Genomic DNA, 14,363 nt, shown 5'->3' with positions numbered 1-14,363 from the left:
CCCCACGCATCGGGAGCGGGCTTCTGGCATGGTGCCGCGGACATGCGACGACTCTACCTGGCCTGGTTGTTCTGCTGCGTCCCGTCCCTCGTGCTCGCGCAGTCGGTGGTGAAGGAGGAGTGGGTCGTCACCACGGACATGTGGGGCAACGCGCTGTACCAGGGGCTCACGTTGGAGCGCTCGGGGAAGACGCTCGCCGGTACGTTCGACGGTGACGCGCTGGAGGGCGAGCGCACGGGCAATGAGGTCCGCTTCACCGTCACCGACTCACGTCAGGCTCGCTATGTCTACACGGGCAAGGTGCGGGGGGAGCGGCTCGAGGGCACGGCGGATGTGCCGGACACGAACGACAAGAAGGCGCGGGTGAAGCGGGCCTTCACGGCGCGCCGGATTCCGGAGCGGCCTTCGGGCCCGCCGCGTCGGCATGAGTTCACCCCGACGTCGTGGTCGAATGAGTTCTCCGCGGACCGGGCGCCGGTGCTGACACTGTGGTCCGGGGACACGGTGAAGACGACGACGCTCGACTCCGGTGGAATGGATGAGCACGGTGTGTCGCGCGCGCTGTATGGCAATCCTCAGACGGGGCCGTTCTTCATCGCGGATGCACGGCCGGGGGACATGCTGGCGGTCCACTTGAAGCGCCTGCGATTGAACCGGCGGAGCGCGGACAGCCTGGATAGCATCGTCGGACGGGCGATGACGCCGCTGTTGGCGTCGAAGGCGACGGAGCTGGGCAAGCCGGTGCGCTGGACGTTGGATTGGGAGAAGGGCGTGGCGCGGCCGGAGTCGCCCACGGAGAAGCTGAAGGACTTCACGGTGCCGCTGCGGCCGATGCTGGGCGGGCTGGCGGTGGCGCCGGGCTTCGGCTCGCCGCCGGTCTCCACGGGGGACACGGGCCGCTTCGGCGGGAACATGGACTTCAATGAGGTGGTGGAGGGGAACACCGTCTTCCTGCCCGTGTTCCAGCCGGGAGCGCTGCTCTACGTGGGCGACGCGCACGCGGGGCAGGGGGACGGCGAGACGTCGCAGTTCGCGCTGGAGACGTCGATGGAGGTGGAGCTGACGGTGGAGGTCATCCGAGGCAAGGCGCCGTCGATGCCGCGAGTGGAGTCACCCACGCACCTGATGGTGTTGGGACAGGCGGGCTCGCTCGACGATGCCCTGCGCCAGGCGACGAGCGGCCTGACGCAGTGGCTGGCGCAGGACTACGGCCTGTCGCTCTCCGAGAGCGCGCAGGTGATGGGCACGAGCGTGCAGTACGTCGTCGCCAACCTCGCGGGGCGCAGCGTCGGTGTCGCGGCGAAGCTGGACAAGGCCCGGCTGGCCACGATGCGACGCCAGGGTGGGAGTCCGTGAAGTCTGGGCCTCAGAGGTCGTGCTCGCCCTGAATCCTCGCCGGATGTCCCGACATCGCCCGTGACGTCTGCATGCCCGCCATCACGGCCGCCTCGACGCAGCCGACATTCAAGCCGGTCTTGATCCAATCCCCTGTCAGGAACAGGTTCGAGAACCCGGAGGCGTCGGTGGCCAGCCGGTACCGCGAGCTGCCCACCACCGACAGCACATAGCGGTCGGACGGGTCGATGTTGGCGCGCCAGAACTGGCGGTCGAAGCGGGCGGGCCCACTTCCATCCTGAGGGTCGACGACCCAGGACCATGGGAACGCGCCCGCCAGACCCGCGGCCGGCCACAGCGCATGGACGTGCTGCTCCAGATGCTGGATGGCACCTTGCTTCGCCTTCGCGGCACACCGCGCCGGGAAGTCGGTGTCGCTCTCCGGTGGATAGGCATCGACCGGGAACACACTGCAGAAATAGGACACGCCTCGAGGCACGTGTCCCTCCGGCCATGCTTCGCGTTCCACCAGGGAGTCCAGGGGCGCCCAGGTGTCGAAGGGATTCGTGAACGCGGTCAGGACGGGTGCCTGCCCCAGGGGGAAGGCCGGCCAGCCCAGCCTCGAGCTGTCTCGGTCCAGCCACACTTGATAGGCCTGCGTCGCCACGCTCTGGACCTTCTCGGCCGTGGCCTTCAACGCGGGGCTGCGCTCCAGGAGGCGCGGGCACAGGATGGGCAGCGACGCGACTGGAATGCCATACACGACCTTGTCGAAGTCCACGCCTCGCTTCAGGACGGTGGAGGGGAGCGGCGCGCCGAATCGTTCTTCGTACAGGCGAGGCCAGTGGCTCCAGGAGGACTCCAGGTTGACCTGATGTTCGCGCAGCAGCGCCGCTTGCCCCGGGTCGAGCTGGTCGAGCTTCGGCTGGCTTGGCCAGCACTCCAAGCCCTTGACCATCACGAGTGGGTCGTAGCTCTGCTGTGAGGAGGCCAGCTTCACCTGCTCCGTCATCCGGATGGCGCCGATGGTGTCGCCCTCCGGCACCAGCTCGTCCACGCGCTGGAAGAACTTGAACTTCACGCCCCGCTGCTTCAGCACCTGGTAGAGCGGCGTGAAGAGGGTGTCCCCCATCCCCGCCTGCATCTTGAACATGATGCCGCCCTTATAGGCCAACCCGATGCGCGCCATCGAGCGCAGCAGCGTGCCGGCCTCCGCATTGGGCTTGTCGGGATTGCCACCCTCGTAGGCGAACACCAGGTCGTAGACGCCGCGAACCGGCGCCGAGTCGACGCTGAGGGACTCGTCCGCGCCATGCTTGCGGAGCCAGTCCCGCAGGTCGATGTCGTTGATGACGTCGAAGCCACGCGCGATGACGCCATCCTCGAACAGCCCCTTCATGGTGGTGAGGCTCAGGTCGAGTGTCATCAGCAGGCGCCGCACGTCGTCGCTCCGACGGCTCCACTTCCCATAGCGCAGGTGGAGCAATCTTCGGATGCCCCGGAGGGTCGTGGCGATCACCTGATGTCTGATGCCGTCGAGGCTCCTTGCCACTGGCACTTCGTCGCGGACCAGCGCCATCAGGGTTCCGAACTCGAGCGTCACGTCCACGCCGAGCTCGCCCACCCGGTCCATCACCTCATCGGTGATGCTCCCCATCCACCCGGGCCCGTTCCCGTCCGCCACCGCCGACTGTCTGCACACGCGGGTGGCCTGGCGGAGCTGCGCGATCCAGCGTTCGATCCACCCCACCATCAGCACCGCCATCTGCTTGAGGGGCAGTTCCTCGCCGCCCTCTCCCGGGTCTCCAGGCACGCTCGGGAACACGACGGGCCAGTGGCGCCACTGACCGTCGACCTCTTCCGCCACGGCGACATGGTCGTGCTGCTTGAACGCATCCCGCCAGGTTGCCAGCGGCGCGCCGGATGGCCGGTTCAGGTGGGCGTACGCCTGTTGAATCAGCTTGAAGGCGTTGGCGTAGAAGCCGAACCAGATGTGCAGGCCGTGCTCCTCGATTCGCTGACCCAGCTCCGGGTTGCGTCCACTGGCGCCCTTTCCACCCAGACGCCAGCCGAGTTGATACACGGTGATGTCGTAGCGGTTCTCCCATCCGGGCGAGTCGGTCAGGTAGTACGCGGCCGTCATCGAGCCGAGGCCACCTCCGAGGATGGCGATCTTCTCCCCCGGGACGGAGGAGTTGTCGACGCGCTCGACGCCGGGGTGGACGGTGAAGTCGAAGTGGAGGAAGAACGGCAGGATGACGTCCTGAGGGCCCGGCTTCAGTCCCAGTGTCTTCGCGAGCGGGAAGCTGTCGAGCGCGTGCAGCGTGCACACGTAGTCGTGGTCCAACCTGCGTCCACTGTGGAAGCGGTCGATCACCGAGGGCGCCACGACGAGTGCCTGGTACACCGCCTTGACGCCGGCGCTGTCCGGGAACTGCTTGAGGAAGATCTGCTCGAGGCGGGGTCTCCTCAGCAGGGAGAGGGCCTCCGCCCAGAAGGCCCTGTCCAAATCGAAGAGGTCCGGCAGCGTGCGCAGGAGGGCGAAGGACTCGTCGAGCAGGTCGACGAGCCGGGTGAACGGGGGGTGGTTTCCGGACCGCCCGGTGGCATCCACCTCCAGCAGGGGATGCGAGGCGAGCGGCGTCTCGGGCGAGAAGGACTGGAAGGCCTTGACCGACAGCGCGCAGCGCAGGGCCTCGGCGCCGGCCCGTGGCATCTCGTACTCGCACAGGTACTTCGGATAGCCGAACAGCTCGCGCCCGTTGACGAGCGCCATCGTGTCATCGACGAAGATGTGACACGGATACAGGTAGACGTGTTCCAGCTTGCCCGCGGGACTCATTTCGCCCACGAGAATCCAGGTGACGATGTCGACCTCGGTAATCCAACCCTTGCGCTGGTCCGCGGGGTGGAGGGAGCTCGCGTGGCCGACGCGCGTGAAGGTCAGCAGGACGTATGGTGAGAGGGCCTTGAGAGGCATCCGACCGGACGCCACCGCGTTCAGGTTGGCGTCGACGGTCGCCTGCAGGCGGGACAGCTCGCCCTGGACGAAGAAGCCATACATCTCCGCCTGCTGCAGCCGCAAGGGCGAGTGCATCAGGGCCGAGCCGTCATGATGGATGTACGAAGGTCGTACGGGCATGGTCGTCTCTCCCGGTGTTTCAAGACACGCCACGAGGGGCGTGTCCCGGAACAATCTGCGAGGACGATACGGGCGCGGTGCCGCTCACGCTGCGTGGGGAGTTCGCGCGGAGGCTCAATTGACAGACGTCACGGGGGGAGTGTCGGGGAGAGCGCACCCCTCCCCGTACCCGGGTCCAACGCAGGTGACTTGGCGTTCTCCCGCATGCGTCGTGAGTCGTTGGCCGGCGTGATGTCGGACCGGCCTGAGGACCTCTGACCGTCTTCATCCCCCTGGAGGTAGCGCCATGATGAACCGCATGAAGTGGTTGGTCGCGTTTGGCTCCTTGATGCTCGCGGCAGGCTGCGGGCACCATGGAGCTTGAACAAACAGTGAATGCGCCTCGGATGGCCCTTCGGTGCTTCTCGGGAGGCAACCATCCCTGACGGACGCGGACCTACTCCCAGGTGGTCCCGTTCCACGTCCGGGTGACATTCAGCGTGGAGCCGCCCTGGGTCTCCACCCAGCGCAGCACGGGGCGCTCCTGCACATCCCAGCTCAACACGGGCTGCGACGCGACGGAGTCGGGCGCGTCGTTCACGTTGAGCACCCCACCCAGCGGGTGCCACGCCTGTCCATCCCAGCGCGACGCACGCAGCTCGACGTTGCTGAAGTGGGGCGACGTCTTCTTCAGCCACGCGACCGTGGGGAAGCCCCGCTCGTCCAGCGCCAGCGTGAAGGTGTTCACCGCGCTCCCCGGCGGCCCGCCCAGCCGCAGGTCCACCGGACCCACGCCGTCCCCGAGCTTGCGGTACACCGTGTTGTTGAGCACCGGCCCCGAGCGCTTCACATACACGCGATAGACATCCTCCGCGTAGTTCGTGTTCACCTCCAGCGTCTCACCCGTGTCCCCAATCCAGGCAACGACACACCCGTCGAACCCCTGGTTCGAGTAGTACGCCTGGAGCACGTGTGGCGTCAGGTAGTCCTTGTAGAGGCCGCAGTACGGAAGGTTCGACCCCGCGTCCCGGATGGCCTGCAACGTCAGGCCCACGCGGGGCGGCAACGCGGTGAGTGCCTGTGACGACGAAGCCGCGTCACCCGACGGTGACACGACGCCTCCGTCCGCGCAGCCCGCGAACACCACCGCCATCAACAGACCCCGAGCCTTCCTGCTTGGAACGAATGCCGCCAATCGCATGAGAGCCACTCCTGTGGGAGGTGAAGCGGCGTCAAGCTAGGTATGCAAGGATTGCAGGGCTCGTGGGCCGGCTGGGTCTGTTCAGCAGCGGAACCCGTTGCCGATGAGGCCGTCCTGGCCCGCGCCGTTGTCACCCGATTCCACCAGCGAGCGGGCGTATCAGCACATCCCATTTTCGGGCACCCTGCCCCCGGATGTGGGAAGGCGGAGGCGTGCCCCGGGTGGTGTCTCCCCGTGGAAGGCCGGTGGCACCTGCCTTGCTGTCGGGAAGCGGCGAGTCGCTGATTCAGCTTCGGAGAGTGGCATGACGGGCCTGGTCCAGGAGTTCCGCCTCGCGCTGCGCAGGTTGCGCGGCGCACCGGGGTTCACGCTGGTGGCGGTGTTGACGCTGGCGCTCGGCATCGGCGCCAACAGCGCCATCTTCAGCGTGGTGGACGCGGTGCTGCTGAGGCCGTTGCCCATGGCGGAGTCGGAGCGGCTCGTGCGCCTGTATCACTCGGACGGCTCGCCCGGTGACTCGCCTACCTCCGGGCCGGACCTGGTGGACTTCCGCGAGCGCACCCGCTCCTTCTCGGGGATGACGGCGCTGCGCAGCGGCGAGCAGAGCCTGGCCAGTGACGGCGTGGCGCCGGAGCGGCTGCGAGGCACGACCAGCACGGCGGACTTCTTCGACGTGCTGGGCGCGCGGGTGGCGCTGGGCCGCGGCTTCCGTCCCGAGGACGAGCAGCCGGGGCAGGAGCGCGTGGTGGTGCTCGGCCATTCGCTGTGGAAGCGCCGCTTCAACGCGGACCCGGGCGTGCTGGGTCGCTCGCTCTGGTTGGGCGGGGAGCGGCACACGGTGGTGGGCGTGGCGAGCGAGGGCTTCGGCTTCCCGCTGGAGACGCAGCTCTGGGTGCCCTTCGTCTGGGATGAGTCGCTCACCGGTGCCAAGATGCGCTCCACCCACAGCCTGCGCGTCTACGCGCGGCTCAAGCCGGGCGTCACCCTGGCGTCGGCTCGCGAGGACGTGGCCGCGGTGGCCCAGGCGCTCGCGGTGGCCTACCCGGATTCGAACGGTGGATACCGCGCCACGCTGGTGCCCCTGCGCGAGGCGCTGTTGGGCAATGTCCGCCCCGCGCTCCTGTTCCTCCTGGGGGCGGTGGGGCTGGTGCTGCTCATCGCCTGCGCCAACCTCGCCAACCTGCTGCTCGCCCGCGCGGTGAGTCGCCGGGGGGAGCTGTCCGTGCGCATGGCGCTGGGCGCCAGCCGGGGCCGCATCCTGCGTCAGCTCCTGGTGGAGAGCGCGGTGCTGGCGGCGCTGGGCGCGGGGCTCGGGGTGCTCCTGGCCGGGTGGCTCCTGGATGTCCTCGTGGGCCTGGCCCCCCAAGACATCCCAGGGCTCGCGGAGGTGGCCATCGACGCGCGCGTCGTCGCCTTCACGTGCGGCCTGGGGCTCGTCACCGCGCTGCTGTTCGGCCTGTTGCCCGCGCTGCAGGCGTCACGTGAGAGCCCCGCGGTGAGCTTGCGCGAGGTGGGCGCCAAGGGGGGCACGCGGGGTGGTGCGCGCGCGCGTCACCTGCTCATCGTCGGCGAGACGGCGCTGGCGGTGGTGCTGCTCGTGTGCGGTGGGCTCTTGCTCAAGGGCTTCCATCGCCTCTCCGACGTGGACCCGGGCTTCCGTCCGGACGGGGTGCTGAGCTTCGAGCTGGACTTGCCGGAGAGCGCCTATGGCTGGGCCTCGGCGCGGAACCAGCGCTTCTACGACGAGCTGCTGGAGCGGCTGCGCGCGCTGCCGGGAGTGCAGGCCGCGGGCGCCGCGCTGGGTGTGCCGCTGGATGGTCGCTACATGGTGACGGGGATGTGGGACCCGGCGCTGCCGGAGCCCGGGCCGGGACAGGGCTGGGGTGTGCAGGTGGGCGTCATCACCCCGGGCTACGCGGAGGCGCTCGGTCTGCGGCTGGTGTCGGGCCGGTGGCTGACGTCCGCGGATGGCGCGGGCGAGGGCGTGCGCGGGGTGCTGGTCAGCGAGGAGGCCGCGCGGCGCTACTGGCCCGGGGAGAGTCCGCTGGGGCGCACGGTGGAGATGGGCATCAACTTCGGCCTGGGCCGCCTCGGCGGTCAGGTGGTGGGCGTGGTGGGAGACACGCGCAACGACGGGCTGGAGAAGGCCTCCTTCCCCCAGGTGTACGTGCCGTTCTCCCAGGCGCTGTACGGGAAGATGACGGTGGTGGTGCGCACGAAGGACGCGCCGCTCACGCTGATGGGCCAGGTGCGAGACGAGGTGCGCGCCCTGGACGCGGGCCTGCCGCTGGGCAGCGTGCGCACCCTCGAGGACCTGATGGGCGAGGCGCTGTCCCGGCCGCGCTTCTACATGCTGGTGACCACGAGCTTCGCGTTGCTGGCGCTGGTGCTCGCGGCGGTGGGCCTGTCGGGGGTCATCGCCCACGCGGTGAGCCACCGCACCCGGGAGTTCGGCATCCGCATGGCGTTGGGCGCGCGCGGCGCGGAGCTCCTGAAGCTGGTGCTGGGCCAGTACCTGCGGCTGACGCTGGTGGGGCTCGGCGTGGGGCTCGTGCTGGCGCTGGTCGTCAGCCGGTGGCTGGAGGGCCTGGTGTACGGCGTCGCGCCGTGGGACCCGCTGACGTATGGCGCGGTGGCGGCGCTGCTGCTCGTCGTGGCGCTGCTGGCCAGCTATGTGCCCGCGCGTCGCGCCACGCGGGTGGACCCCATCATCGCGCTCCGTCAGGAGTGAGCGCCTGGCCGGTCGCCTGCTCCAGGGCGGGCCGGCCGCCGCGGGCCCGAGCCCCGGGTTGTCCTCTCCGGAACAGTCTCCAGCTTTCAGGGAACCATCCCTTCCCAAGGAGACTTCCATGAAGCTTCCACTGATGGCGGCCGTCGCCGCGTTGTCGTTCTGGGGTTGTTCCAGCCACTCGGCGAGCACGCGGGCGGACAACCCGTCGGGCTCCAACATCCCGAGCGCCACGGGCGGCTCGGGCTCGGTGGACGCGGCCGAGCAGGAGCGCCAGGAGCGCGAGGATGCGCGTGACGCCAACGAGAGCCCGGGTGAGGCCGCGGACGTCGTGGACAACGAGCGCCGCGACCGGGGCGGGGCGCCGACCATCTACGACAACGAGGCCACGGGTGGCTCCGGCACGGACACCCAGGTGACGACGCCGGATGGCGAGAAGTGGGACGTCATGGAGGAGCCGGGGGGCTCCGAGCCGCGTGACTCCAGCTCCAGCGAGGGCACGGGTGGCTCCGGCGTGGACGAGGCGGACGGCACCGAGGGCAGCCTCGATGACGACCCGGCTCCCACGGGGGCCGAGGAGAGCCAGTAGTCCGTCGGGCCTCGCCTGACACTCCGCGCCGGTGGTCCCGGCGCGGAGCCTGGGACCCCTAGAAAATCGAGTCCTTGTCGGTGAGGTTGTAGACCTCCTGCACGCCGCGCAGCAGCTGGGGGAAGTCCAGCTCCAGGTCCCTCAGCAGGCCGGTGCGCATGTCGAACACCCAGCCGTGCACGGTGGGGAATCCCGTCTCCACGTACGAGCGCTGCACCGCGGCCGTCTTGATGACGCTGATGCACTGCTCGGTGACGTTGAGCTCCACCAGCCGTGCATAGCGCGCCTCGCCGTCCTCGAGCGCGTCCAGCTCCGCCTTGTGCAGGCGGTAGACGTCGCGCACGTTGCGCAGCCACGGGTTGAGGATGCCCAGGTCCCGGGGCTGCATGGCGGCCCGCACGCCCCCGCAGCCGTAGTGGCCGCAGACGATGATGCGCTTCACCGACAGCTGGCGCACGGCGTAGTTGATGACCGACATCACGTTCAGGTCGACGTTGTTGATGAGGTTCGCGACGTTGCGGTGGACGAAGACGTCCCCGGGCTCCACGCCCATGATTTCGTTGGCGGGCACCCGGCTGTCGGAGCAGCCGATGTAGAGGTACTCGGGGTTCTGTTCCGCGGACAGTCGTTCGAAGTACCGCGGGTCGTCCTTCGTCTTGGCGGCGGACCAGCGGCGGTTGTTCTCGAAAATCTGTTCGTAGGAGGGCACGAGTCGGGGGCATCCCTCCATGGGCTCCCCCGCGTCAACGGGGAAGTGTGTCCCGTGGGCGCCAGCGTCAGCGGGCGAGCTGGATGGGCCGGGAGGTGGCCGTCCGCAACTGCCTCATGTCGACGAGGATGTCGTAGGCCCGCGCCTGGGGTAGCACCGGTCCGGCGTCGAAGCGGTAGTCGACGCGCACGTCGGGGAAGCGCTCCCGGACGGCCAGGGCGAAGAGCTCCTTGGCCACCCACTCGGTGTCGACGGACACCGAGCCGAACTCGTCCAGGTAGCGCAGCGGCGCGGAGGAGTCCGTCTGTCGGGCGGTGAGCACGAAGACGCGCGGCGTGCGCGCGGGGGCGAGCGCGGCGGCCCCCTGGCGCATCAGCTCCAGCTCCCGCAGCTGGGGCCAGGCGAACAGCTCCAGCGACTGTTGATGCGCGAGCAGCGCGCTCACCGCGACCAGCAGCGCCAGCACCGCGCCGGCCACGCGCGGCCCGTGCCGGGGCCACTGCTCACCCAGCTTCACCACGCCCGCGAAGAAGAAGGCGCTCCACACCCCCGCCAGCGCGAAGAGCGTGCGGTAGGTGGGCCAGCGCTCACCGGCGAGCAGGCTGGCGCAGTACGCGACGCCCGACAGCCCCACCAGCGCGAGCAGCCACGTGGCCACGCCCGTGCGTCCCGCGCGCCGTCCCTCGACGACGAGCGTCAGGAGGAGCACGCCCAGCGTCACCCCCACCATGGGCCAGTAACCCCACGCGGGCGCGGCGTCCGTGTCGTCGATGGCCGTCAGCGCCAGGGCGTTGGGCAGCACCTGGGTGACGAACCACGCCGCCTTGTCCAGCAGGTGCCGCTCCAGCGCCATGCGCGGCGAGGGGGTGAACATCCCCACCGCGAAGCTCAGGCGCGTGACGACGTACGCCAGCCCCAGGCCCACGCCCAGCACGGACACGTGGCGCAACAGCCAGCGCGTCGGCGCTCTCGCGTCCTCGTGTCGCCGCGTCACCAGCACCGCCGCGAGCAGCACCGCGTAGAACGGACCGCTGGCCTGGTAGATGAGCGTCGACGCCGCCAGCGTCAGCGCGCCTCCCACCAGGAGCAGCCGCCCCCGGACGCCACCGCGCCACGCGCCATCCACGCCGATGGCCTGTCTCGTCAGCGCGAAGGCCCCCGTGCTCGCGAGCAGGGCCACGGCCTGCGGCCAGCAGATGCTCCAGTTGGCGACGACCTGCGCGGAGGGAATCAGCGGGATGAACGCGGCCAGCAGCGCGGCGGGCACCTGCTTCCAACCCTCGGCGCGCAAGAGCAGATAGAGCGCCACGGCGAGCAGCCCCAGGCCGAGTATCGCCAGGGCCCGCAGGCCGCGCAGCCCCTCCAGGTCCTCGGCCGCGCGCGTGGTGCGCTCCAGCATCCAGCCATACAGCGGACGGCCCATGGCGCCGCAGACGCGGAGAATCTTCCCGGGCTCCTCGCGCGCCTCGCGCAGAATCGCGTAGTCGTCCCGCAGGCCGTAGCGCAGCGAGACGGTGCTTCCGTAGACGACCCAGGGAAGCAGGAAGAGCAGGGCGGCCGTACCCCAAGCCCGGAAGAAACCTGTCGTGAAGCGTGTCCGCAGGGGAGAACCTCTGAAGGTCGACACCCTAGCAGAGTCATATGACGCGTCTCGGTATGCGCGATGTCTCCCTGAAAGGTGAAACACCAAACATCCGCTTTCACGCGGAGGCCGTCCAAGCCCAGGCCACATGGCCATCCGGACGCACGAGCAGTCCGTCCACGCCCTTGAGCGGGCCAGTGTCGGTGGAAGTCTCCAGCGCCAGGACATTCACGCGGGGGCGCCAGCCCGGGGCGGGCTCCCAGTCCGAGGGCGGCGCGGCGGTCTGTTTCGCGTGCAGCCACAGCCAGTGGCCGTCATGGAGGCCGGAGTAGAGCGAGCGCTGGCCTCCGCCGGCGAGCCGCAGCGTCCAGTCGGGGAGCCTGCGTCCCGTCCATCCTGGCAGGGGGGGCGCGGGGATGGGCGCGTCGGGGAAGGCGACATCCAATCCGCCGAGCTACTCGGCCAGCCGCTGGTTGATGGCGGGCAGGCGCAAGAGGCCGTTCATCAGCTCGCGCAGCGCGAGGACCTCCGGGGTGAAGCCCATGAGCGCGGACTGGGCCTGCGTGTTGCTCAAGCGCGACTGTCCCACCGGGTGGCGCTCTTGGTGGTAGCTGTCCAGCAGCGCGGGCGGGGCGCCCTCACGCAGCACGACGGCGAGCTTCCAGCCCAGGTTCATCGCGTCCTGCAGGCCCACGTTGAGCCCCTGTCCACCGGCGGGGTCGTGCATGTGCGCCGCGTCTCCGGCGAGCCGCACGCGGCCTCGCCGGTAGTGCTCCGCCAGCCGCGTCTCGTCGCCGAAGCGCGACAACCACCGGGGCTCCTTCATGCCGAAGTCGGAGCCCGCCACGCGCGTGAGGCTCTCACGCAGCTCCTCCAAGGACAGCGGCTCGCGCGAGGAGGTGTGCTCGCGCTGGGCGTCGGTGACGATGGCGCGGTACTGGCCGTGGCCCAGGGGCACGACGACGGCGTTGCCGCGCGGGTTGGACGACCTTCACGCTGCTCGACGACGTCCTCGGGTTCACCCTCGAGGAGCAGTCCTTGGGCGCGCGCGACGCCCAGGCGCCCCCGGTGGCGGAGCAGATGCGGGCCCTGGCCACCTCGCGCTTCCCCCATGTGGCCCGGGCGGTGGAGGCGCTGGTGGACCCCGACTTCGACGCGCGCTTCACGTTCGGCCTGGAGCTGCTGCTGGCCGGAGTGCGCGCTCGTAAACCCTCACGCGCGCGGTGACCAGGCGACAGCAACCCTGCCCTGGGGGCGCGCTCTCGGGGGCGCCGCGTCTGCTCTTGCACGACCGGATGACAGACTCTTGGAAGCGCTCCTTGACGTCGCCCCTCCACGCATCCACCTCAGCCTTGGTGGCCGTGCGTGCGCGACGAGAAGGACGTGGTGAAGCTCCGAGTCGATGACCGAGAGGTGTCCTGGGAGCGCCCGTCCCGGCCGGGGCTGTCCGAGTCACGGCTGCCTGCTCACAATGTGACCATCGAGGGTTGGGTGGTGGAGTGGCTCGCCTTGCATTGGCAGATGCCCACCGCCTCCATCGACACCCGGCGCCCCCTGGTGGAGCAGGGCCTCGACTCGATGGGCGCGATGCGGCTCACCCACGACTTGGAGCAATGGCTGGGGCTGCCCCTCACCCTGTCGTTCCTCTGGGAGCAGCGCACCATCGAGTCGCTGGCGCGCGCGCTGGCTTCACCCGACACGCTGTTCAACCTGTCGCCGGTGAGCGAGGCGAATGAGCTGGCGGGAGCCCTGGCGTCGGACACCGCGCTGGCGTCCTCGGGGCAGCGGCGGCTGTGGCGGCTGATGCGTCCTGTGCCCGACAGCCCGCGCTTCCACGTCCACTTCGGGCTGCGGTTCGACGGCCCGCTGGATGTCGACTCGCTGAAGCTCGGCCTCCAGGAGCTGGTGCGTCGGCACGAGTCCCTCCGGACGACATTCCACGAGGGCGACGGCGCGCTGACCCAAGTCGTCTCGCCGGTGTCGCGGCTGGAGCTGCCGGTCATCGACCTGCGGGGTGGAGGCGGGGCCGCGCCGGAAGAGGCGCTGGGCTCCTCCTCGTTCCGCGCGATGAACGACGCCCAGGCGCGCGCGCCCTTCGACGTGGCGTCCGGGCCACTGATTCGCGCCGCGCTGCTCGTCCTGGCCGAGCAGACCCATGTCCTGCTGGTGACGCAGCATCAGCTCATCACGGATGGCCCGTCGCTCGGCGTCTTCAGCCGGGAGCTGGCCTCGCTGTACCGCGTCTTCCAGGCGGGGGTGCCCTCGCCGCTGGCGCCTCCCGAGCGTCAGCCCGTGGACGTGGCGCGCTGGCAGCACCGCTGGTCGACGAGTGAAGCGGCCCACCAGCAACGTGAGTACTGGCGCGCGCGACTGGAGGGCGCCCCGGCACTGTCGCTGACGTCGCGAGGGGCGCGCGAGGAGGACGCGCGAGGGCAGGGCGGGCTGGTGCGCTTCGAGGTGCCCGTGGCGCTGACGGCCGCCTGGAAGTCGCTGGCGAGCACGGAGGGCGCCACGCTGTTCACCGCCCTGTCCGCGGTGTTCGCCGCGCTCTTGCGTCAGGTGTCCGGCCAGGAGGACGTGCTCGTGGGGACGGTGGTGGCCAACCGGGGACGCCGCGAGCTGCGGGACGTGGTGGGCCTGCTCTCCAACACCGTGGCGCTGCGCTGCGACTTGACGGGCAACCCCTCCTTCCGCGAGCTGCTCCGGCGCCACCGCCTGCGCACCACGGAGGACCTGGGGCACCAGGAGCTCCCCTTCGACGAGGTGGCCGCGAGCCTCCCTCACGGGCTGCAGGCCGCGTGCGTGTTCGAGAGCGCGACGGGCGTCGACCTGTCCATCCCCGGCCTGTACTGCACGCTGCTGTCGGACACGCCGGACGCGTCCGTGCCGGGGCTCGCCCGCCACGCGCTGACGCTGCTGCTGCGCGAGGACCTGGCGGGGCTGCGCGGCGCCTTCGAGTACGCCTGCGCCGTGTTCCAGCCCGCCGAGGTGGAGCGGCTGTCCCGGACGTTCCGTCACCTGCTGGGGCGCATCGTGGAGACGCCGGACGCGCGGCTGGACGACCTGGCCCCGCCTGACGAAGCGCCGCGCTGACGCCG

10 protein-coding genes and 1 pseudogene are annotated in these 14,363 nt (G+C 70.0%); 5 read left to right on the top strand and 6 right to left on the bottom strand.

The annotated features are described in order from the left end of the window. Positions 1-42 precede the first annotated feature (42 nt). On the top strand, positions 43-1,356 hold the full coding sequence (locus tag LXT21_RS34970; RefSeq protein WP_254042568.1) for an acetamidase/formamidase family protein: 1,314 nt from the start codon (positions 43-45) through the stop codon (positions 1,354-1,356). Positions 1,357-1,366: 10 nt separating this feature from the next. Here the strand turns inward: LXT21_RS34970 and LXT21_RS34965 are convergent, their stop codons facing one another. Beyond that, positions 1,367-4,477: an NAD(P)-binding protein gene (locus tag LXT21_RS34965; RefSeq protein WP_254042567.1), complete on the bottom strand. Its 3,111-nt coding sequence runs from the start codon at positions 4,475-4,477 to the stop codon at positions 1,367-1,369. Positions 4,478-4,913: 436 nt separating this feature from the next. After that, positions 4,914-5,657, bottom strand: a complete 744-nt coding sequence (locus LXT21_RS34960; protein WP_254042566.1) for a hypothetical protein — start codon at positions 5,655-5,657, stop codon at positions 4,914-4,916. 304 nt (positions 5,658-5,961) lie between these two features. On the opposite strand from LXT21_RS34960, the gene LXT21_RS34955 reads away from it, so the two are divergent. Then, entirely contained in the window at positions 5,962-8,388 is a 2,427-nt protein-coding gene (locus LXT21_RS34955) for an ABC transporter permease (RefSeq protein WP_254042565.1), read from the top strand. A 118-nt stretch (positions 8,389-8,506) separates the two neighbouring features. Then, the gene (locus LXT21_RS34950) at positions 8,507-8,974 is read left to right on the top strand and encodes a hypothetical protein (RefSeq protein WP_254042564.1); all 468 of its coding nucleotides are present in this window, start codon (positions 8,507-8,509) and stop codon (positions 8,972-8,974) included. Positions 8,975-9,032: 58 nt separating this feature from the next. Here the strand turns inward: LXT21_RS34950 and LXT21_RS34945 are convergent, their stop codons facing one another. From LXT21_RS34945 to LXT21_RS34930, 4 genes and pseudogenes are all read right to left on the bottom strand, one after another. Beyond that, the gene (locus LXT21_RS34945; RefSeq protein ID WP_254042563.1) at positions 9,033-9,683 is read right to left on the bottom strand and encodes a carbonic anhydrase; all 651 of its coding nucleotides are present in this window, start codon (positions 9,681-9,683) and stop codon (positions 9,033-9,035) included. Positions 9,684-9,750: 67 nt separating this feature from the next. Continuing rightward, positions 9,751-11,310 (bottom strand): glucosyltransferase domain-containing protein, encoded by a 1,560-nt coding sequence (locus tag LXT21_RS34940; RefSeq protein ID WP_254042562.1) that lies wholly within the window; start codon positions 11,308-11,310, stop codon positions 9,751-9,753. 73 nt (positions 11,311-11,383) lie between these two features. Next, positions 11,384-11,710, bottom strand: a complete 327-nt coding sequence (locus tag LXT21_RS34935) for an aromatic-ring hydroxylase C-terminal domain-containing protein (RefSeq protein ID WP_254042561.1) — start codon at positions 11,708-11,710, stop codon at positions 11,384-11,386. Positions 11,711-11,719: 9 nt separating this feature from the next. Then, positions 11,720-12,229, bottom strand: a pseudogene (locus LXT21_RS34930) (FAD-dependent monooxygenase); the annotation flags it as partial. Between the two features lie 32 nt (positions 12,230-12,261). Here LXT21_RS34930 and LXT21_RS34925 point away from each other — a divergent pair. Both LXT21_RS34925 and LXT21_RS34920 read left to right on the top strand, forming a co-directional pair. Beyond that, the gene (locus tag LXT21_RS34925; RefSeq protein WP_256572259.1) at positions 12,262-12,492 is read left to right on the top strand and encodes a TetR/AcrR family transcriptional regulator C-terminal domain-containing protein; all 231 of its coding nucleotides are present in this window, start codon (positions 12,262-12,264) and stop codon (positions 12,490-12,492) included. Between the two features lie 138 nt (positions 12,493-12,630). Next, entirely contained in the window at positions 12,631-14,358 is a 1,728-nt protein-coding gene (locus LXT21_RS34920) for a condensation domain-containing protein (RefSeq protein WP_254042558.1), read from the top strand. Positions 14,359-14,363: the final 5 nt, after the last annotated feature.

The organism is Myxococcus guangdongensis, from assembly GCF_024198255.1.
GTDB lineage: Bacteria > Myxococcota > Myxococcia > Myxococcales > Myxococcaceae > Myxococcus > Myxococcus guangdongensis.
The sequence above is the reverse complement of the archived record's forward strand: the minus strand, read 5'-3'. Positions and strand labels throughout refer to the sequence as shown.